Source organism: Pseudomonas sp. TMW22090 (genome assembly GCF_022496665.1).
Lineage (GTDB): Bacteria > Pseudomonadota > Gammaproteobacteria > Pseudomonadales > Pseudomonadaceae > Aquipseudomonas > Aquipseudomonas gregormendelii.
The window spans coordinates 29,453-49,394 of record NZ_SCFH01000014.1 but is presented as its reverse complement, the minus strand read 5'-3'; the positions used below and the strand labels follow the sequence as shown (position 1 = coordinate 49,394).

Annotated in this window: 15 protein-coding genes and 3 pseudogenes; 12 read left to right on the top strand and 6 right to left on the bottom strand. The window is 54.5% G+C overall.

The features are described from left to right. Positions 1–127 precede the first annotated feature (127 nt). The 3 genes and pseudogenes from EQV97_RS28060 to EQV97_RS28050 all read right to left on the bottom strand — a co-directional run. Positions 128–565, bottom strand: a complete 438-nt coding sequence (locus EQV97_RS28060) for a hypothetical protein (RefSeq protein WP_016715802.1) — start codon at positions 563–565, stop codon at positions 128–130. Positions 566–577: 12 nt separating this feature from the next. Further along, positions 578–802 (bottom strand): hypothetical protein, encoded by a 225-nt coding sequence (locus EQV97_RS28055; protein WP_240890496.1) that lies wholly within the window; start codon positions 800–802, stop codon positions 578–580. Positions 803–886: 84 nt separating this feature from the next. Next, a pseudogene (locus tag EQV97_RS28050) lies at positions 887–1,201 on the bottom strand (DNA cytosine methyltransferase); the annotation flags it as partial. A gap of 381 nt (positions 1,202–1,582) precedes the next feature. Here EQV97_RS28050 and EQV97_RS28045 point away from each other — a divergent pair. Then, entirely contained in the window at positions 1,583–2,197 is a 615-nt protein-coding gene (locus EQV97_RS28045; protein ID WP_054890147.1) for a recombinase family protein, read from the top strand. A 242-nt stretch (positions 2,198–2,439) separates the two neighbouring features. Here the strand turns inward: EQV97_RS28045 and EQV97_RS28040 are convergent, their stop codons facing one another. Further along, a complete protein-coding gene (locus EQV97_RS28040; protein WP_195156992.1) occupies positions 2,440–2,940 on the bottom strand; it encodes an EAL domain-containing protein in 501 nt (166 codons plus the stop codon). Between the two features lie 726 nt (positions 2,941–3,666). On the opposite strand from EQV97_RS28040, the gene EQV97_RS28035 reads away from it, so the two are divergent. From EQV97_RS28035 to EQV97_RS28010, 6 genes and pseudogenes are all read left to right on the top strand, one after another. After that, a complete protein-coding gene (locus EQV97_RS28035; protein WP_121404315.1) occupies positions 3,667–4,983 on the top strand; it encodes a PAS domain-containing methyl-accepting chemotaxis protein in 1,317 nt (438 codons plus the stop codon). Between the two features lie 248 nt (positions 4,984–5,231). Continuing rightward, on the top strand, positions 5,232–5,516 hold the full coding sequence (locus tag EQV97_RS28030) for a hypothetical protein (protein ID WP_054890144.1): 285 nt from the start codon (positions 5,232–5,234) through the stop codon (positions 5,514–5,516). Positions 5,517–5,606: 90 nt separating this feature from the next. Beyond that, a pseudogene (locus EQV97_RS28025) lies at positions 5,607–5,867 on the top strand (transposase); the annotation flags it as partial. A 157-nt stretch (positions 5,868–6,024) separates the two neighbouring features. Then, complete coding sequence (locus EQV97_RS28020; RefSeq protein ID WP_121404317.1) at positions 6,025–6,600, top strand: recombinase family protein; 576 nt, start codon at positions 6,025–6,027, stop codon at positions 6,598–6,600. A 4-nt stretch (positions 6,601–6,604) separates the two neighbouring features. After that, positions 6,605–8,242, top strand: a complete 1,638-nt coding sequence (locus EQV97_RS28015; RefSeq protein WP_205577823.1) for a DDE-type integrase/transposase/recombinase — start codon at positions 6,605–6,607, stop codon at positions 8,240–8,242. Further along, the gene (locus EQV97_RS28010; RefSeq protein ID WP_063977281.1) at positions 8,232–9,203 is read left to right on the top strand and encodes an AAA family ATPase; all 972 of its coding nucleotides are present in this window, start codon (positions 8,232–8,234) and stop codon (positions 9,201–9,203) included. The genes EQV97_RS28015 and EQV97_RS28010 overlap by 11 nt, the downstream gene beginning before the upstream one ends. A gap of 111 nt (positions 9,204–9,314) precedes the next feature. Here EQV97_RS28010 and EQV97_RS28005 read toward each other — a convergent pair whose 3' ends face one another. Both EQV97_RS28005 and EQV97_RS28000 read right to left on the bottom strand, forming a co-directional pair. Next, positions 9,315–10,748, bottom strand: a complete 1,434-nt coding sequence (locus tag EQV97_RS28005) for a DNA cytosine methyltransferase (protein ID WP_240890495.1) — start codon at positions 10,746–10,748, stop codon at positions 9,315–9,317. Positions 10,749–10,801: 53 nt separating this feature from the next. After that, the gene (locus EQV97_RS28000; RefSeq protein ID WP_016715805.1) at positions 10,802–11,044 is read right to left on the bottom strand and encodes a hypothetical protein; all 243 of its coding nucleotides are present in this window, start codon (positions 11,042–11,044) and stop codon (positions 10,802–10,804) included. Between the two features lie 986 nt (positions 11,045–12,030). Here EQV97_RS28000 and EQV97_RS27995 point away from each other — a divergent pair. From EQV97_RS27995 to EQV97_RS27975, 5 genes and pseudogenes are all read left to right on the top strand, one after another. Further along, positions 12,031–12,215 (top strand): annotated as a pseudogene (locus EQV97_RS27995) (helix-turn-helix domain-containing protein); the annotation flags it as partial. A 338-nt stretch (positions 12,216–12,553) separates the two neighbouring features. Further along, entirely contained in the window at positions 12,554–14,095 is a 1,542-nt protein-coding gene (locus tag EQV97_RS27990) for a type I restriction-modification system subunit M (protein ID WP_240890494.1), read from the top strand. Next, positions 14,092–15,321 (top strand): restriction endonuclease subunit S, encoded by a 1,230-nt coding sequence (locus EQV97_RS27985; RefSeq protein ID WP_240890493.1) that lies wholly within the window; start codon positions 14,092–14,094, stop codon positions 15,319–15,321. The genes EQV97_RS27990 and EQV97_RS27985 overlap by 4 nt, the downstream gene beginning before the upstream one ends. A 1-nt stretch (position 15,322) precedes the next feature. Next, positions 15,323–16,489, top strand: coding sequence for an anticodon nuclease (locus EQV97_RS27980; protein ID WP_240890492.1), 1,167 nt, complete (start codon positions 15,323–15,325; stop codon positions 16,487–16,489). A gap of 1 nt (position 16,490) precedes the next feature. Beyond that, positions 16,491–19,595 (top strand): type I restriction endonuclease subunit R, encoded by a 3,105-nt coding sequence (locus EQV97_RS27975; RefSeq protein ID WP_240890491.1) that lies wholly within the window; start codon positions 16,491–16,493, stop codon positions 19,593–19,595. Positions 19,596–19,942 lie beyond the last annotated feature (347 nt).

The window sequence follows — 19,942 nt, the reverse complement described above, 5'->3', positions numbered from 1 at the left end:
ACGCTCAGGAGGTGGGTGCATCGGGCAGAAAAAAGCGGGCCATCAAGACCCGCTTTCACTGGATAACCACTATATCTAGTGGCTAGATCAGCTGTCGGCGACACAAAATCTAGTGCTATTCCCTCCCTCAATTATCCCGCACGTCACCACGTTTTATTCTGACCAGCTCACTCAATAACAGCTCTCGTTGCGCTGCACTGATGATGCCGAAGTTCTGCAGCTTCCTGACACACCCGAGTGCTAGGCCATACCCTTTCAACGGATACGATAAGTCATGCTCTCGCCGCTTCAGCGAATCCTCTAGCACGTCCATAGCTTCTGCTAACTCGATGTGTTGGCTCCGAAGTCCCGACAACGTGACTCGATTTGCGAGCAGTTCGGGAAAGTCGTTCGCCAGGGCCGGACGGTCTGAATCCATCATGCACCTGATCGCCATTTTCAGGTCTTCTTTGGTGACACCAGATGCGACCAACATAGCGCCTTGAATCTCGGCAACCGAGGCGGTTTCCGTCCAGAAAAGGAGGCTTAGGTAGTCGTTCAGTTCACGCTCAGTCTGTTCGTCCATGCTTGCAGATCCTCAAATATCCATTTCGTCTGGAGTGTCCACGTCAACCAGCGAGCGGCACTGTTCGGCCTTGCGCAACAGCTCGGAACCGTTGCCGTGCGGCCATATTGACGCTGCAGCTTCGTAAAGTTCCGCAGCTGAATAATACTTCCGCCGATGTTCTGCCAGTCGAGCAGCCGTTTGCAGGGCAGCGCTGGAGCGTTGGGATTTGCTTGGGGTGAGGTCACGGAATTGCATCGGTGTATCTCCTTCGCAGTGTACCGGAGCGGTTGCCGCCGCTTGGCCCGGTTGGGTGCGCCCTGGTCTACAGGGCGCGGTTTGTTATTGCTGTTGAGTTGCGACCGTCAGACCGACCGCGATTGGTCGGACCCACACCGGCATATGGCTTAGCAGGAACGTTTCGCCTTGCTTGGCCAGCAGCAGCGTTCGGGCCATCACACCCGCGATGGCTTCCGCCGCGTCGGGCGGCACGGCGTTGCCGATCCGTTCACGCCATGCCTGATCGCTCAAGCCGTCCAGCTCTAACTGTTCCTCTGGCTCGACCAGGCTTTGCAGCGCCGCCATTTCAAAGGTGGTGAACGGGCGATGCCATGTACCGTCCAGGCTCTCGATCACACACGAAAGCCGATCATTAGCTGTAACGACCTGCAAACGAAAACGTTCCGACCTGCAATCAGCGCCGTTTTCGACCAGGATTAACTGCGACTGTCCGGCCCGGCAAACCAGCGTTAGCTGCGAATGAACCTGCATTGATCCACACCGACCTGCATTCCATCGTCGCCAACCAGCATTAACTGCAAGTCAGAGGATCTTGTGGGTAGGGATCACAGGTTTCGACGCAGACTTAATACCATGTTTGCCAACGAGCGGATTCCCCGGAATTTTTGTCACATTATGAGCTTGATGAATCCTTTGCATGTCTTAAATTAAATAACGGGTTAAGTGACAATTTTTGACGGCCAGAGCTTTCCGACTCAAACTGTCACATAATCGAACGTATATGTGACAGGTGAAGAGATGTTGATCGGCTATATGCGGGTGTCGAAAGCGGACGGATCCCAATCCACCGATCTGCAGCGCGATGCACTGATCGGAGCTGGGGTGAGTCCTTCACATCTCTACGAGGATCTGGCTTCAGGCCGACGTGATGATCGACCGGGGTTGGCTGCTTGTCTGAAGGCGCTCCGTGAAGGCGACACGCTGCTCGTGTGGAAGCTCGATCGGCTCGGCCGCGATCTACGCCATCTGATCAACACCGTGCATGACCTGACTGCGCGTAGCGTGGGATTGAAAGTCCTGACCGGTCACGGTGCTGCGGTCGACACGACGACTGCAGCAGGCAAGCTTGTGTTCGGTATTTTTGCTGCGCTGGCCGAATTCGAGCGGGAGTTGATTTCCGAGCGCACGATGGCAGGATTGGCATCGGCACGAGCACGCGGCAGGAACGGCGGGCGGCCGTTCAAGATGACCGCAGCGAAACTGCGATTGGCCATGGCGGCGATGGGGCAGACGGAAACCGTGGTTGGCGATCTGTGTGAGGAACTCGGTGTCACTCGACAGACGTTGTACCGGCACGTCTCGCCAAAGGGCGAGTTGCGTCCAGATGGCTTGAAGTTGCTTTCACGGGGCTGATCTTGGCTTGGTGGCGAATGGCTCACTACGGCCAGCAGCGGAAATTCGAGAGCCGAACCACCATCTGACCTGGCATCGGCTTTGATAAATGATGTGCCGCTCCTTGATCTTTTTCGTCTACAGCATATCAACCAACTCAGAGCTGCCTGAGCAAAGCCGCTGCGACTCTACCTGCCGTATTTGCCGGTAGAGGTTTCTTGAGAAGCAGCATTACGATCGCCTTGGTTAAAGGGCCAAAGCCTCTAGCCCTTGTTGGGCAAGTACATCTTTTTCGGTTCAGCGAGCTGACTCAGCAAGGTTCCAAGTTGCTCCGCTGGCAGTGGGCGGGCATAGAGGAAACCCTGCAACAAATCGACGTTCAACTGCTGCAATATTTGCGCCTGACCCGCTGTTTCTACCCCTTCGGCGACCACGGTCAGCTGCATGCTATGCGCCATATCCGTGACCGCTCGGACGATCGCCTGATCGACGTGGTCGTCCGCAATGTTCATTACAAATGACCGATCAACCTTAAGCGTGTCGACCGGGAATCGCTTGAGATAAGCCAGAGAAGAGTAACCAGTACCAAAGTCATCAATCGAAATCTGGGCACCGAGATCGCGCAATGCCTGCAGCGTCGTGGCAGCGGCTTCTGGATCACACATCACCGCCGTCTCGGTCACCTCGAAGCCAAATTCGATGCGGGTTGGATCGAAGGTGTTGGCGCGGAAGTACATCCGCCGGATTTTTCCCAACATTTCCATGCTGATCACCCTGTGTTCTCCTGCTCGGAAAGTGAGCAGAAGCAGTTGAACACCTGGGTCAGTTTTCAGTCGGCAGAACAGCCTTTACTGGGTCAGTTTTCGGTCAGCGGCAACAGATTGTCGTCACTGGCTGCCTGTCCGGCGCCACAGGCTGTACAGCGCAGATAGATTCCGGTCAGCAGCCAGTGCCGCGAATGCTCCGCACCTGCTGACCAAGTGCTGAGGGCCCGCCGCTAGCCTCTCAGAGGCAATGACGGAAGCCCGCAGAATTCGGAAAAATCGTACGCGTGCGGCAATTGAGGGACGCATGACCGGCCAAGTCCACAACTACTTGGGCTTGTTAGTTCGTCTTCGTGATTTTCGCGGACACGAAAAGACACAAAAAACTACAGATCAACTCCTCGCGGTAATTTAGTGCCGTGCACACACGGCAGATGACTTTCACAGGTTTCTGCCCCACGGCGCTGGCCCTATCTCGCAAGTCTACATCAATCATTTGCCAGCGCCGCGAACGCTTAAGCCCTTGCTAATCCAGCGTTTGCGGTGCTACGGCGCTGGATATTAACCCTACAGTTCACCCGTTGAATTTACGTACCGGATCTAGCAGTCTGGGATCGTCGCTCATGGATAGTGGCATTGCGCAATCAACGGCCAATGGCTGTGGCTAGCAATCGAACAGAATAGGACAGCCCACCACGATCCCTCCTCTTCAAGGCTACCGACATCATGTTGTTCAACGCCTCTAAAAAAACCATTAATGCGCAGCAACAGACCATCGCCCTGCAAGCCAGTCAGCTCGAAGCCATCAACCGCTCAATGGCGGTCATCGAATTCGACCTGAATGGCATCGTCCTAGCGGCGAATGAGAATTTTCTTAAGACCATGGGGTATCGCTCAGAGCAAGTGCTTGGCCAGCCGCACCGGCAGTTCTGCCTGCCAGACTACGCGCGTAGCGGCGAGTACCAAGCCTTCTGGCAGCACCTCAAAAGCGGCCAGTTCGAATCAGGAACCTTTGAAAGAGTGGGTGCTAATGGCCAGCCAATTTGGCTGGAGGCCAGCTACAACCCGGTCAAGGACGAGCAGGGCAACGTGGTGAAGGTGATTAAATATGCGTTTGACGTCACGTTGAAGGTACAACACGAGAGCCAAACCAAAGGCAAGTTGCAAGCCCTCGACCGGGCCATGGGTATTATCGAGTTCAACCTGGACGGCAGTATTGTTGATGCCAACCAGAACTTCTTGAGTCTGGTCGGCTACAGCTTGGCCGAACTCAAGGGCAAGCACCATCGACTGTTCTGCAAGCCTGCACTGGCGAACAGTAGCGAATACCAGGACTTCTGGCGGCGACTGAATCAAGGCGAGTTTTTCAACGGACAATTTGAACGAGTCGACAAACGCGGGCAAACCCTGTGGCTGGAGGCCAGCTATAACCCGGTGTATGACGCCAGCGGGCAGTTAAGCAAAGTGGTGAAATTTGCCTCGGACGTCACCGCGATGGTTGAGAAGCATAAGCAGGACACTCTGAGCGCTAGTCAGGCGTATCACATCTCAGTCGAGACACGCCAAGCTGCCGAACATGGCACGGGGGTTATCCAGCAAGCAGCGAGCGAAATGCGGGAAATCGCCGCTAATATCGAGGATTCGTCAGTCATCATCGCCAAGCTCGGAGAGCGCTCTGAGCAGATTACCGCCATCGTCAAGACCATTCACGGGATTGCCGATCAGACCAACCTGCTGGCTTTGAACGCGGCCATCGAAGCCGCCCGAGCGGGTGAGCAGGGTCGTGGATTTGCGGTGGTGGCCGATGAAGTTCGGCAATTGGCCTCACGTACCAGCGGCTCGACGATGGAAATTTCCGGGATGGTTAACATGATCCAGAGCGAAACTCAGCTAGCAATCAAGAGCATGGACGTCACCCGTGAACGGGCGACCAAAGGTGTCGACTTGGCGAATCAGGCCGGTGCGGTGATCCAGCAGATTCGCGATGGAGCAAACGATGCGGTGCAGGCGGTGAGCATGCTTGCCCATGAGCGTGGTCAGTGAGCATGGCGCTTGATTTGCTGGAAGCCATGTCCAGATGTGCAGTCGTCTTTTGGAAATGACTGGCGGCAACCTGGCAGATTGAGCACTTACGCATAATGACGTTTTCGTTCAGTCGCCCCCACAAAAAAACCCACTCAGTGGGTTTTTTTTTCACCTGCTGTACGCCAGACATGGGGGGGCTGGCCTAGCCTTCACAGGGTGAGTGGTATGACGTACAGGCCACCCCTTACTCTATAAGGATCTGATCCATGTCAAGCGATCCAACTGACCGTAATGTGTTGAATTCTCCCGCCGCGTATGAGGCTGTTTTGGGGCTAAGCAGCGGGCAGACGGCACAGTGGGGGAACCTGCTGCTCAAGATTATCGAAGGCAGATCCCTGCACCAGGTGATGGAAGTGGCCGGTCGTGCTGAGGGGTATGCCTTGGGCTTACGCGATGCGGGAGTCATCACTGAAATTCAGCGTGATCGAATGGCATGTGTGGCCATGGCCGTGGCCGCTGAAAAAATCCAGAGTTTGCCTAACGATGCGTGAAGGTATCCATGAGGACGCGCTGCGATCTTGGGCCAGCCTGACAGACAAAGCGCTTAGCGTACGAAAATTTCCGTTTTCTCTATTAGCCCCAAGATTGCCCGCAGCGTCCATGAAGCCGCTCGTGATGTGGCTCGGCGCATCGCAGCAGCGACGCCGGAGTACGCGCGCTCTCGCCACGAATGTAAGAAAAGTGAAATGTTGTTTGCCCACCTCAAACGCATCTTGAAATTGGATCGCTTGCGACTACGTGGCATGAGTGGCGCAAGCGATGAGTTCACTCTGGCGGCAGCGGTACAGAACCTGCGGCGATTGGGCAAACTTGCTTTTCAAGGGCCGCCAGTTACGGGATAGGTGCACCTGCTGTGCAGTCCGCTTCTGATCCTCAGTGCTGTTGCCTTTTGAAAGCGACAGAATTGAAGCGATGGAGGTTTTGCAGCGTATCCAACTACAGTCTCCATCTTTCAGCATCCGACTACACTGAGTTATCGCTGAATAGTTGGACAACACCATGTTGATTGGATACGCCCGTGTCTCAACCGACGACCAACTCCTCGATCTGCAACGCGATGCGCTGGCGAAAGTCGGTTGCGAGCGCCTGTTCGAGGATACCGCCAGCGGCGCCAAGGCCGAGCGGGTCGGGCTGACTGCCTTGCTGGCCACGCTTCGCCGTGGCGACAACGTGGTGATTTGGCGCCTGGATCGCCTCGGACGCTCGCTGAAGGATTTGATCCGGCTGGTCGAGCAACTGGACGCCGCCGGCGTCGGCTTACGCAGTTTGCAGGAGAATATCGACACCGCCTCGATTGGTGGCCACCTGGTGTTTCACCTATTCGGTGCCTTGGCCGAATTCGAGCGCAACCTGATCCGCGAACGTACCCAAGCCGGTTTGTCCGCCGCGCGGGCTCGCGGCCGCAAGGGCGGCCGTAAGAAGCGGCTTGATCCGGCCAAACAGGAGATGGCCCTACGCCTCTATCACGAGCGGCAACACACGGTGGCGGAAATCTGCCGGATGATGGGCATCGGCCGCTCGACGCTCTACAACTACCTGACCGAGGCCGAGCGTGATGCCCAGCGGGCGGCGTAAAATCATTCCGACCGATTCGCTGATTCAATTGCGGCAGCGGCTCGACCGCCTGCCGAAGAAAAGCCCGGAACGAACTACCCAGGTGGCTGCGATAGCCGAGTTGTACGGCGTGTCCCCAAGCACCGTTTATCGGGCGTTGAACTTTATCCATAAACCCCACGCGGCCCATCGCGCCGACCACGGCAAGCCGCGCGTATTGCAGCAGGCCGAGCTGGAACGCTACTGCGAGCTGATCGCCGCGCTGAAACTGCGCACCACCAACAAGCAAGGGCGGCACCTGTCCACCCGCCGCGCCATCGAGCTGTTGGAGGAATACGGGGTGGAGACCGAGCAAGGCTTGGTCAAGCCCCCCCAAGGGGTACTGACCCGCAGCACGGTGAACGAATACCTCAGCCGCTGGCATCTGGATCAGTCACGGTTGTTGCGGCAACCGCCAGCCACGCGCTTTCAGGCGGAGCATAGCAACGACTGCTGGCAGTTCGACCTGTCGCCCTCCGACCTCAAACACCTCGACAAACCGGACTGGATCGACCCGGCCAGGGGTGAGCCAACGCTGATGCTGTTCAGCGTGGTGGACGACCGCAGTGGTGTGGCCTATCAGGAATACCATTGCGTGTATGGCGAAGACGCCGAGTCGGCGCTGCGCTTCCTGTTCAAAGCCATGTCACCGAAGGCGGACCCGACCTTTCCGTTTCAGGGCCGCCCCAAGATGCTCTACCTGGACAACGGCCCGGTGGCCAAGCGCCGCGTCTTCCAGAACGTCATGCAGGCACTGGGTATCGAATGGCAGACACACATCCCGGCCGGCAAGGATGGCACCCGTACCACGGCTCGCTCGAAAGGCAAGGTGGAGCGGCCCTTCCGCACCGTGAAGGAAGCCCACGAGACGCTGTATCACTTCCATAAACCGGAAACCGAAGCTCAGGCCAATGAGTGGTTGCTGCGCTATTTGGTGCGCACCTACAACACCCAGGATCACCGATCCGAACCGCATTCGCGGATCGAGGACTGGCTGGCTAACTTGTCGACCGAAGGTCTGCGTGAGATGTGCACCTGGGAGCAATTTTGCCGCTTCGCCCGTGAGCCAGAACGGCGCAAGGTCGGCGTCGATGCGCGCGTCACCATCGAGGGCACAGCCTACGAGGTGGAGCCCGACATGGCGGGCGAAACTGTAATGTTGCTCTGGGGCTTGTTCGATGATGAACTCTATGCCGAGTTCGAGGGGGAGCGCTTCGGACCTTACTACCCTGTCTCCGGACCAATTCCATTGCATCGTTACCGCGCTTTCAAACGCGGTAAGGCGGACGAGCGTTCTGATCGCATCCGCTCGCTGGCCGACCAGCTTGGCCTGCCCATCGCCGCATTGGCCGGTAACGATGTACGCCTGACACCTCCCGCCACGCCTATGGCACTGCTGCGCCAACCCTTCAATGCCGAGGCGCACGAATATCGGTTTCCCAGCACCATCGCCGCCAAGCTCGCCATTGCCGATGATTTGGCGCAGCCGTTGGCTAAGCTTTCACCCGACGATCAAGCCTTCATCCACCAGGTGCTGAGCGAAACCCTGACACGCCGTATTGTGTTGGAGCGCGTGCGGGGCTACTTCCGCCACAAGAAAGCAGGAGAAGAACATGCGGGCTGAAGTGATGCAGCACTACGGACTGTCGTTGCCACTGAACCAGGCCGGCTACTTTGAAACCGCCCACCATCAGCAGTTGATCAAGGATATCAAGGGGGCGATCTTCGAAGGACGGTTGATTGCACTGTGCGGCGTCATCGGCAGCGGCAAGACCGTGATGCTGCGCAGACTGCAACAAGCGATGGAAGAGGAAAAGAAGATCACTGTCTCCAAGTCTCTCGCCATTGAAAAGCACAGCATCAAGCTGGCTACTTTCATCGCAGCGCTGTTCTATGACCTCTCCACCGAGAAGCAGGTACGCATTCCCACCCTAGGCGAAAAGCGTGAGCGTGACCTGCGCGAGTTGGTAAGGAAGAACAAGCGTCCAGTCGCTCTGTTCGTCGATGAGGCCCATGACCTCAACGGTCATACCCTGACCGGCTTGAAACGCTTGATGGAGCTGGTCGAGGATGGCAACGGGCGGCTGTCGATTGTGTTGGCCGGGCACCCTAAGCTACGTAACGACCTGCGCCGACCAACGATGGAGGAAATCGGCTACCGCACCGACATCTTCTCGCTCGACGGCATCACCGGCAGTCAGAGGGAATACATTCATTGGCTGCTGGAAACCTGCACCGAGGGAAAGGTCGAACCCGAGTCGATCCTGACCGAAGACGCCATTGACCTGCTCGCCACTAAGCTGCGCACGCCACTGCAAATCCAACTGCATCTCAGTTTAGCCTTGGAAGCGGGCTACCTGACCGGCGAGAAACCCGTGTCGGCAGATCTCGTGCTCTCGGTGCTGTCGCGCCAACTGGATGACCTGGAGCCGACCCTCACGCGTCACGGTTACCGCATCAAGGACCTGGTGGAACAGTTCGATGCCAGGCCCACGGAGATCAAGGCGTTGTTCAGCAACACGCTCGACCCGACTCGGGCCGTCGAATTACGCGACAAGATGCTGGCAGCGGGCTTACCGATCTGAGCCCCGTCATTTGCAGTTAATGCTGGTTGGCGACGATGGAATGCAGGTCGGTGCGGATCAATGCAGGTTCATTCGCAGCTAACGCTGGTTTGCAGGACCGGACAGTCGCAGTTAATCCTGGTCGGAAAACGCCTTGATTGCAGGTCGGGGAGTTTTCAAATGCAGGCCGTTACAATTAGCGGCGGGCATTCGCGGGTCGGCTACGCTCCAGCGGCCATTGTCCTGGCGAGCGCTGGCCGATACCGCACCGGATTGGCCATCCCAGCCAATGACGCCGTAATGGCCCCCAGTTAGGTACGCATCGCCCTTGCCACGGCGCAGGCCGGAGCGAGGATCCTGCACAGCAAAAGCCCCTTGGCCGGTTGTGCTACCGGCAATCACCGTCCGGGCGGAACCGTCCCAGCGCGTTACGTTGTATTTGCCGTGGCCCATAGCTGAGCCACGCGGATCCGCAACGCTGAAGGTGCCCTGCCCTGGTGATTTGACGCCGATGATCGCGCCGCTGCTGTCGTCCCAACGCCGGACGCCATACTGTTGGTATTGCAAAGCGCCTGCCTTGCTACGTGGATCCGCGACCGAAAATGCCCCATTAGTTGGGCCGGATTGCCCGGCGACGGTGCCTGCAGAATCGTCCCAGCCGTGGACGCCCAAGTACCCGGAGTACGCTTCGGGAACGATCACAAAGTCTCGTAGATAGCCGTCCTCGATGGCCAGCCGGTCAAGGCTGCGCCAATCCTTGCCAGCTTCGACCAAGGCCAAGCGCACCCACGTCTTCCACTGCAGCGCTGGAATGCGGTGCATTGGGCCTGCTAGCTCAATGTCGCCCGGCATGGGCATACGCCCGAGCACTGCGCCGACCGGCTGCAGCGACTTCTTGTCCGGCTCGTACAGGAACGGCGGCACTTTCTCGACGTGGCGTGCGACCAGTAGGAAACGCTTGCGGCTCTGCGCGAGGCCGCCAAGCTCGCCGCAATCATGCGTTGTCTCTGCCACGGCATAGCCATAGAAGCCGAGGATCTGCGCGATCTGATCGAGCAGATGACGGCCACGGGTGGCCAGCCTTGGGACGTTCTCGAAAACAATGAGGCCGGGCGGGTTGTGTCGCCATGCTTCGCACATGAGCCACACACAGCGCAGGGTCAGTTCGTTTAGTGCCTGATACTTCGGCGTCAGGCTCAACGCTTCGGAAAGAAGCCCGCTCGCGCCCTTGCATGGGCTGCTGATGAAAACGGTGTCGGGATCCTGAAAACCTGCAGCGCGGCGAATGTCTTCCGGCGTGGCTTCTGTCCAGCCAAGTGGCGGCTCTTTACCGTGAAAACGGATGTACTGATCGCGGGTGAAAAGATCCATCTGCGTGCCAGGCACACCGGCCAGGCGCTGGAAGTCACGCAAGGCCCCGGCATCAACATCGACACCGCCAATGCAGCGCCACTCTGCCTGCAGGTGGCCGACGATTTCTTTGTTGCGGTTGAAGCCTTTGGCCCCACCACCCAACCCACAGCAGAAATGGAAATGCTTGAGCACATACTTTTTCGGCATGTTCATCATGGTGTTCCTTCACAAAAGGCCCGGACGTTAGGGCATCCGGGCCTTGCGGGTCAGACTTGGGAGGCGGTTGCCTTGGCCATGTCGCGGAAGATCTCGGCGTGCAGTTCGAGCGGGAATTCCGCGACGACCTCACGTTGACCGCCATCGCGGCGCTCGCCGACGACCATGTAAAGGGTCACGGTGGCGGGATCTTGCCCTGGTCGTGCCTGATGGGTAGGCATGACGGTGAAGGTGCTGTAACGGCGCAGCTCTGCCGCGTCGCTGAAGTAGAGGATATGGGGCTCAAAAGCCATGAGTGAATCTCCTTCGCAGAATTCCCGGAGCGGTTGCCGCCGCTGGATCCGGGTATCGAAGCGGTATTGCTTCGACGGGATTAGTATCTCAAACCCCGCTTATCATGTCAACTATTTGTAAAATATTGTTTTACTAAATATTCCTATTCTCGCGTGCGAGAAATTGCCCTTTCGACTTGACGCAGCCGCTTTCCTGGACTGCTCCGAGGCTGAGTGTTGCGAGCGGTAAACAAACGCTTTTCAGCGCGTTCGCGCAGCGGACGCAGCAAGACCCTTCGCCCTAGAGCGCGCTTCCGGTGGTGGTCTGCTCGTCAGCGTCGGTCGGTCGCGGTAAGCCCGGACTATCCAGAGCTGGGCCGCGTGCAATGGGTCGTGGAATACCGGAGGGAGCTTGCGACCGAGGATATGCCGCGAAAGCCCGTTGCAGGCAAGGCATGGCGGCGGATAGGCCATTGGGGCGTCCGCTACCGAACGATGATGATGAGCCACTTGGCGACGCGGAGGGATAGCTTAGCTTTGACCTATAGATTCAAGGCAGGCATTTGAATGTTCATCGATGTCTTTGCGTTGCGCCGCCTCTGTAACCACGCGGCGAGCGCGGCCACCCGTTTGCATTCAATCTGACCAGTTATTTGCATTCGTTCTGACTACCGATTTCATCGGATTTAAACCAGAACGCTTTGTAACTAGGTTCGGCAGAGAATGGCCAGAAGCGGTCAGTTATGGTGGGCAGGCGAAGCTAGGTTGAATCAATATCGTGATCTGTCCTCGCTTATCCTGAACGATCATAACGCCACGCTATTGGGGGTAACAGCCTTCAAGAATAATGATAGAGGCGTAAATCGTCCTGATCCTTCCTTGTGGGAAGGCCGTTTCGATCAAATTCGATCAAGGAATCATGAGCATTTGAAGATAGCTGCTGATGCGGCTATCTGGCAGACTCACAACGATTTAAAGCGATTGAGATGTCTTTGAGCGTCAATGCCATGAATGCCGAACCTTGGGTTACCGCAATCGATGTTGCCCGGCATCTGGGGCGTAATGAAAGACACGGTTTACCGCTGGCGGGAGCATAAGGGTCTACCCGCGCACAAGATCGAGCGACTGTGGAAATTTCAGCTCCGAGATTAATGAATCGGTGCGCGCGGGTGGTGCCGATGACGACACGGAGAACGGGAACGACAAAATTGAATCCAGCGAGGAAGTATCTGGGCCAGGAAGAACTCTACTCGACAAGAAACTCTTACGGCCAGTAACCAGCAAAACCACGGGGCTGGGACGAAATCGCCGAAGATTGCATTGCTTTGTCAGTGCAATTGGTGACCTGTCTATTAACGGGCACGAAGGAGTTAAAGACGCCCCCGCCCCCGCTGATGACTACACCCAGGCACACCTGCCCGACACACCGCAGCGCCAGCTAACCGAGCCCACCAACGCCCCCAACACCACCCAGTCACTCTCACACACGATGGAGTGGCCAGTAAACCGAATGGAAATAGGCACAACAGTATGACAAGTACCCAACAACGCGCCGCACTGCAACGCCAGATCTGGCAAATTGCTAATGATGTTCGTGGCGCAGTCGATGGCTGGGATTTCAAGCAGTATGTGCTCGGCACCCTTTTCTACCGCTTCATCAGCGAAAACTTCGCCAGCTACATCGAAGGCGGTGATGACAGCATCAACTACGCAGAGCTGCCCGATAGCATCATCACCCTGGACATCAAAGACGATGCTATCAAGACCAAGGGCTACTTCATCTATCCCAGTCAGGTATTCGCCAAGGTGGCTGCCAGTGCCCACAGCAACGAGAGTCTGAATATCGATCTGGCTGCCATCTTTGCCTCCATTGAAAGCTCGGCCAACGGCTACCCTTCCGAGCGCGATATCAGAGGCCTGTTTGCCGACTTCGACACTACCAGCAACCGTCTGGGCAACACTGTCAAAGACAAGAATACGCGCCTCGCCGCCGTGCTCAAAGGCGTAGCCGGGCTGGACTTTGGTGGCTTTGATGCCAGCCACATTGACCTGTTTGGGGATGCCTACGAATTTCTCATCTCCAACTACGCCGCCAACGCCGGCAAGTCCGGTGGTGAGTTTTTCACGCCGCAGCATGTGTCCAAGCTGATTGCCCAGCTCGCAATGCACAAGCAAACAACGGTCAACAAGATTTACGACCCGGCCTGTGGCTCGGGCTCGCTGCTGCTGCAAGCAAAGAAGCACTTCGATGCACACATCATTGAAGACGGCTTTTTCGGTCAGGAACTCAACCACACCACGTATAACCTGGCGCGGATGAACATGTTCCTGCACAACGTCAACTACGACAAATTCAATATCCAGCTGGGCGACACCCTCTGCGAGCCACACTTTGGCGATGACAAACCTTTTGATGCCATCGTCTCCAATCCACCGTATTCGGTGAAGTGGAAGGGGGCGGGCGACCCCACCCTGATCAACGACGACCGCTTTGCCCCGGCCGGCGTGCTCGCGCCCAAATCCAAAGCCGACTTCGCCTTTGTGCTGCACGCACTCAGCTACCTCTCGGCCAAAGGCCGCGCCGCCATCGTTTGCTTCCCCGGCATCTTCTACCGGGGCGGAGCTGAGCAAAAGATCCGCAAATACCTGGTGGACAACAACTATGTGGAAAGCGTGATCTCGCTCGCGCCCAATTTGTTCTATGGCACCACCATCGCCGTGAACATTCTGGTGCTGTCCAAACACAAGACCGACACCACCACCCAGTTCATCGACGCCAGCGGCCTGTTCAAGAAAGAAATCAACAACAACATGCTGCTGGACACGCACATCAAGCAGATCATGCAGGTGTTCGATAGTAAGGCGAACGTGGATCACTTTGTCCAGTCCATCCCTTTTGAGCAGGTGGCTGCCAACGGCTACAACCTGTCTGTCAGCAGCTACATCGATGCCAAGGACAACCGTGAAGCGGTGGATATTGCTCAGCTCAATGCCGACCTTAAAGCCACGGTTGCCAAGATCGATCAACTGCGGGCGGAGATTGATGCCATCGTCGCGGAGATCGAGGCATGAGCAGCGTGAATTTCATGGAAAAACTGTTGGATGGCGTGGCAGTGGAGTGGGTGACTCTTGGATCCGTGGCGGACATTGGTACCGGAAGCTCAAACCGTCAGGATGAAAGCGAAACCGGAATCTACCCATTTTATGTTCGCTCAAAGAACGTCTTAAAGTCAGATACCTTTGAATTTGATGAGGTGGCAATAATCATTCCCGGCGAAGGCGGGATTGGCGAAATATTTCACTATGTAGAAGGAAAGTACTCTCTACACCAGAGGGCTTATAGAATTCGTGTTAAATCAGATGTCGTGAGTACGAAATTCTTGTACTACTTCATGTCGTCTAGTTTTAAGCAGTACATTTTGATGAAAAGCGTGGGATCAACTACTTCCTCGATTAGGAAGCCCATGCTTGAAGGATTCCAAGTACCCATCCCCTGCCCAGAAAACCCCATCAAATCGCTTGAAATCCAAGCCGAAATCGTCCGCATACTGGACGCCTTTATCGAGTTGATCGCCGAGGTAAAAGCCAAGCTAACCGCCGAGCTGACCATTCGTAAAATTCAATACATGCACTACCGCGACGAGTTGATGAGTTTTAAAGAAGGGGAAGTGGAGTGGAAAGCGCTGGGAGAGATTGGCGAATTTATTCGTGGAAAGCGTTTTACCAAAGCTGATTTTGTTGAAGATGGTATTAGCGTTATCCATTACGGCGAGATATACACGCGTTACGGCGCTTTTGCGACACGAGCTTTTTCTCAGGTAAGAAACGATATGGCTGGGTCACTGCGCTATGCAGAGCCAGGCGATGTAGTGATAACCGACGTGGGCGAGACCGTTGAGGATGTTGGCAAGGCCGTTGCGTGGCTCGGAGATGAAAAGGTCGCTATTCACGATCATTGCTATGCTTTTCGGCATTCAATGGATCCGAAATTTGTTTCCTATTGCATGAAAACGACATCTTTCATTGCCGACAAAGCAAAATATATAGCCAGAACCAAAGTTAACACATTGCTGATTAATGGGTTTTCAAAGATTAAAATTCCTGTTCCGTACCCAAGTGATCCAGATAGATCCCTAGCAGAACAGATTCGCATCGTTTCCATTCTTGATAGATTCGACGCGCTCACCAACTCTCTCGCTGAAAGTTTGCCGCGTGAAATTGCTTTGCACCAAAAACAATACGCGCATTACCGTGACTTGCTGTTGAATTTCCCAAAACTAGATAAGGTAGCGGCATAATATGGGCAAGACGCTGACGGAAATCGCCCAACAGCTAAAAGAAGCCAAAAAAAAGGTGCAGCTGATCTATGCCTTTAATGGCACAGGTAAAACGCGTCTGTCGCGTGATTTCAAGCAGCTAATCGCTCCAAAAGAGGATGGAAGTGAAGACGGCGATGAGACGGATCAACCCGGGTTGTCGCGCAACAAAATTCTGTATTACAACGCCTTTACTGAAGACTTGTTCTATTGGGACAACGACTTGGCCGACGATGTTGATCCCAAGCTGAAAATTCAGCCCAACACCTTTACGGATTGGGTGTTGATGGACCAGGGCCAAGATCAGAATATCATCACGACCTTTCAGCGTTACACCAACGACAAGCTCACGCCAAGGTTCAATGCAGAACGAAAAGAACAAGACAAGGACGGTAAAGAGATCACCATCAGAGCCTTCTCGGAGGTCACTTTCTCGATGGAGCGCGGTGATGCGACGCATTCGGGAAATCTGAAAATATCCAAGGGCGAAGAAAGCAACTTCATCTGGAGTATTTTCTACACGCTGCTTGAGCAGGTGGTTGGCGTACTCAATGTTGCGGAGCCGGTTGATCGAGAAACCGACCAATTCAATCAACTGGAATATGTGTTTATTGATGATCCGGTCAGTTCGCTGGATGAGAACCACCTGATTCAGCTAGCGGTAAACCTAGGGCAATTGATCAATTCGAGTGCATCGGATGTCAAATTTATTGTATCCACACATAGCGCGTTGTTTTATAACGTGCTTTACAACGAAGTTGGTGCAAAGAGCGGGTATATTCTGAGTCGCTTGGACGATGGCACATTTGTGCATGAAGAAAAGCAAGGCGATTCGAACAAAAGCTTTTCTTATCACCTGCACATTAGAAGCCTGATCGAGCAGGCTATCGCTACCAATAGCGTGCAGCGGTACCATTTTGCGCTGCTGCGCAATTTGTATGAAAAAACTGCCAACTTTCTTGGATATCGCAGATGGTCTGACCTGTTGCCGGACGACAAAAAAGCGTACTCCAGCCGGATTATGAATTTTTATCCTCACAATACTTTGTCCAACGAAGAGATCGCAGAACCGACACCGCCCGAGAGAGAGATGGTTGGTCTACTGCTTAGGAACCTGAATACCTATGGCTACTGGCAGCAGGAGCAATAAAATGGTTGATTACGCGAAGCCCATTGCTGAGTCCAATAATTTCATTGTTCTGGATAAATACAGCAAGGAATGGCAGGTTGCCGAGAGCTACCAAAGCGAAGGTGATCTGGAGCGCGAGTTTATTCAGGATCTGGTCAATCAGGGCTATGAATACCTGAGCGGCCTGAACACGCCGGAGGCCTTGTTAGCCAATGTGCGCGTGCAACTGCAAACTCTCAACAACGTGGAATTTTCTGATAGCGAGTGGTTGCGCTTTGTCGAGACCTGGCTCGACAAGCCCAGCGATGGCATTGTCGAAAAAACCCGGAAGATTCATGACGATTACATTCATGACTTTGTTTTTGACGACGGCCGCATTCAGAACATCTACCTGCTGGACAAGAAAAACATCACTCGCAACAAGGTGCAGGTGATCAAGCAGTTTGAGCAAAAGGGCAGCCACGCCAACCGCTACGATGTAACTATTCTAGTGAACGGCTTGCCGCTGGTGCAGGTGGAGCTGAAAAAGCGCGGCGTTGCGATTCGCGAAGCTTTCAACCAGGTACACCGCTACAGCAAGGAGAGCTTTAACAGCGAGCACTCTTTGTTTAAATATATGCAGCTTTTCGTGGTCTCTAACGGCACCGATAGCCGTTACTTTGCGAACACTACCCAACGCAACAAGAACAGCTTCGACTTCACCATGAATTGGGCGAAGGCGGATAACAGCCTGATTAAAGATCTGAAAGACTTTACCGCCACTTTTTTTCAGAAACGCACCCTGCTCAATGTGCTGCTGCATTACTCGGTATTTGATGTTAGCAACACGCTGCTTGTGATGCGCCCTTACCAGATTGCCGCCACGGAGCGCATTCTGTGGAAGATTAACAGCACGTATCAGGCAAAGAACTGGAGCAGTACCGAAAGCGGCGGCTTCATTTGGCATACCACCGGCTCGGGCAAAACCCTGACCAGTTTCAAAGTTGCGCGACTCGCTACTGAGCTGGACTTCATTGACAAGGTGTTCTTCGTGGTGGACCGCAAAGATCTGGATTACCAGACCATGAAGGAGTACCAGCGCTTTTCACCGGAAAGCGTGAATGGTTCTGACAGCACGGCTGGGCTGAAGCGTAACCTGGATAAGGACGACAATAAGATCATCGTCACCACCATCCAGAAGCTGAACAACCTGATGAAGAGTGAGGCTGACCTACCTATCTACGGCAAGCAGGTGGTCTTCATCTTTGATGAGTGCCACCGCAGCCAGTTTGGTGAAGCGCAGAAGAATCTAAAGAAGAGGTTCAAGAAGTTCTGTCAGTTTGGCTTTACCGGCACACCAATATTTACAGGCTATAACGCTTTAGGCGCGGAAGATACTGCAAGCGTATTTGGCCGTGAATTACATTCGTATGTAATCACCGATGCGATTCGTGATGAAAAGGTGCTCAAATTCAAAGTTGACTACAATGATGTGCGGCCGCAGTTCAAGGCCATTGAAACTGAGCAGGATGAGAAAAAGCTCAGTGCGGCGGAAAACAAGCAGGCCTTGTTGCACCCCGACCGTATCCGCGAGATAACCCAGTACATCCGGAACAACTTTAGGCAGAAAACCCATCGCCTACAAGCGGGCAATAAAGGTTTTAACGCCATGTTCGCGGTAAGCAGCGTGGACGCTGCCAAACTGTACTACGAGTCTTTCAGGGATCTACAGAAAGGCAGCGACAGGCCATTGAGGGTAGCCACCATCTTCTCGTTTGCGGCCAACGAGGAGCAGGACGCGGTCGGCGATATTCAGGACGAAAGCTTCGATGTTTCTGCCATGAATAGCAGCGCCAAAGAATTTTTGAGTGCTGCCATTGCAGACTACAATATGCTGTTCAAAACCAGCTTCAGCGTGGACAGCAATGGCTTCCAGAACTACTACCGCGATCTGGCCAAACAAGTCAAAGCCAAGGAGATCGACCTGCTCATTGTGGTGGGCATGTTCCTGACCGGCTTTGATGCCCCCATGCTGAATACCTTGTTTGTCGACAAAAACCTGCGTTACCACGGCTTGATGCAGGCCTACTCGCGCACCAACCGCATTTTCGACGCTACCAAAACCTTCGGCAACATCGTCACCTTCCGTGACCTGGAGCAGGCGACCATAGACGCCATCACTTTGTTTGGTGATAAAAACACCAAGAACGTAGTGCTGGAGAAGAGCTATACGGAGTACATGGAAGGCTTTACCGATGTAGTGACTGGTGAGGCGCGGCGTGGCTTTGTGGACGTAGTTCGAGAGTTAGAGCAACGCTTCCCTGATCCCTCTGCCATTGAAAAAGAGTCTGATAAAAAAGCTTTCGCGAAACTGTTTGGCGAGTATTTGCGTGTTGAGAGCGTGCTGCAAAACTACGATGAATTTGCCAGCCTGAAGGCCTTGCAAAACGTCGATATGAATGACCTGGCGTCGGTTGAAGCATTCAAAGCTCAGCACTACTTAAGCGATGATGACCTGACTGCATTGCAGTCGATCAGGATACCAGCTGAACGGAAAATCCAGGACTACCGCTCAACCTATAACGACGTTCGTGATTGGTTGCGCCGGGAAAAATCTTCCGCCGAAATGGAAAAGTCCACCGTCGATTGGGATGACGTGGTCTTTGAGGTAGACCTACTCAAATCACAAGAGATCAACCTGGACTACATTCTAGAACTGATTTTTGAGAACAATAGAAAGGCCAAAAACAAAGCATCACTAGTTGAAGACGTGCGCAGGGTGATTCGTGCCAGCCTGGAAAATCGTGCCAAAGAAGGCTTGCTGGTCGACTTTATTAACCAAACCGACCTAGACCAGATTGGTGACAAGGCCAGTGTGATTGACGCCTTCTTCACCTTTGCCCAAGCGGAGCAACAGAGTGAGGCACAAGAGTTAATCAGCACAGAGAACCTGAATGCAGAAGCGGCTAAGCGCTATATTACTACCTCACTAAAGCGGGAGTTTGCCAGTGACAGCGGCACTGAGCTCAATGCCGTTCTGCCCAAGATGAGCCCGCTGAACCCGCAGTACCTGAAAAAAAAGCAGACTGTCTTCCAGAAAATCGCTGCTTTTGTTGAGAAATTTAAAGGTGTGGGTGGACAGGTCTAATAGGATCCTTCCATTCGCCTGCTAAGACCTCCAAGACGCCCGCGTGGCCAACCGCAAAGCTGCGCTGCTGACACCGGCCCCGAGCCGGTGTTGTTTATGCGGCCTCAGATTCGGCCGCTTTTGGCCGCTTTTGGCCGATTTCTGCCGGTCAGGTCCACGAACCGTGTTGGTCAAATCCGATGCAAATGACTGGTCAGGTCAAATGCAACCAAAGCTACACGACGCGAATAGATCAGCTTTGGAAAGTAAAATGCAATTGAATGGGGTCCTGTGCATTCCACTTCCTAGCCTGTAGAATATTTGGATGGATTTTTGCTCCTTCGCAGAAAACCTAGAGACCCGCCAGC

Bases quoted from the DNA above. Each gene is read 5' to 3' on its own strand.
- EQV97_RS28060 (WP_016715802.1), bottom strand. From the start codon at position 565: ATGGACGAACAGACTGAGCGTGAACTGAACGACTACCTAAGCCTCCTT.
- EQV97_RS28055 (WP_240890496.1), bottom strand. From the start codon at position 802: ATGCAATTCCGTGACCTCACCCCAAGCAAATCCCAACGCTCCAGCGCT.
- EQV97_RS28045 (WP_054890147.1), top strand. From the start codon at position 1,583: ATGTTGATCGGCTATATGCGGGTGTCGAAAGCGGACGGATCCCAATCC.
- EQV97_RS28040 (WP_195156992.1), bottom strand. From the start codon at position 2,940: ATGGAAATGTTGGGAAAAATCCGGCGGATGTACTTCCGCGCCAACACC.
- EQV97_RS28035 (WP_121404315.1), top strand. From the start codon at position 3,667: ATGTTGTTCAACGCCTCTAAAAAAACCATTAATGCGCAGCAACAGACC.
- EQV97_RS28030 (WP_054890144.1), top strand. From the start codon at position 5,232: ATGTCAAGCGATCCAACTGACCGTAATGTGTTGAATTCTCCCGCCGCG.
- EQV97_RS28020 (WP_121404317.1), top strand. From the start codon at position 6,025: ATGTTGATTGGATACGCCCGTGTCTCAACCGACGACCAACTCCTCGAT.
- EQV97_RS28010 (WP_063977281.1), top strand. From the start codon at position 8,232: ATGCGGGCTGAAGTGATGCAGCACTACGGACTGTCGTTGCCACTGAAC.
- EQV97_RS28005 (WP_240890495.1), bottom strand. From the start codon at position 10,748: ATGAACATGCCGAAAAAGTATGTGCTCAAGCATTTCCATTTCTGCTGT.
- EQV97_RS28000 (WP_016715805.1), bottom strand. From the start codon at position 11,044: ATGGCTTTTGAGCCCCATATCCTCTACTTCAGCGACGCGGCAGAGCTG.
- EQV97_RS27990 (WP_240890494.1), top strand. From the start codon at position 12,554: ATGACAAGTACCCAACAACGCGCCGCACTGCAACGCCAGATCTGGCAA.
- EQV97_RS27985 (WP_240890493.1), top strand. From the start codon at position 14,092: ATGAGCAGCGTGAATTTCATGGAAAAACTGTTGGATGGCGTGGCAGTG.
- EQV97_RS27980 (WP_240890492.1), top strand. From the start codon at position 15,323: ATGGGCAAGACGCTGACGGAAATCGCCCAACAGCTAAAAGAAGCCAAA.
- EQV97_RS27975 (WP_240890491.1), top strand. From the start codon at position 16,491: ATGGTTGATTACGCGAAGCCCATTGCTGAGTCCAATAATTTCATTGTT.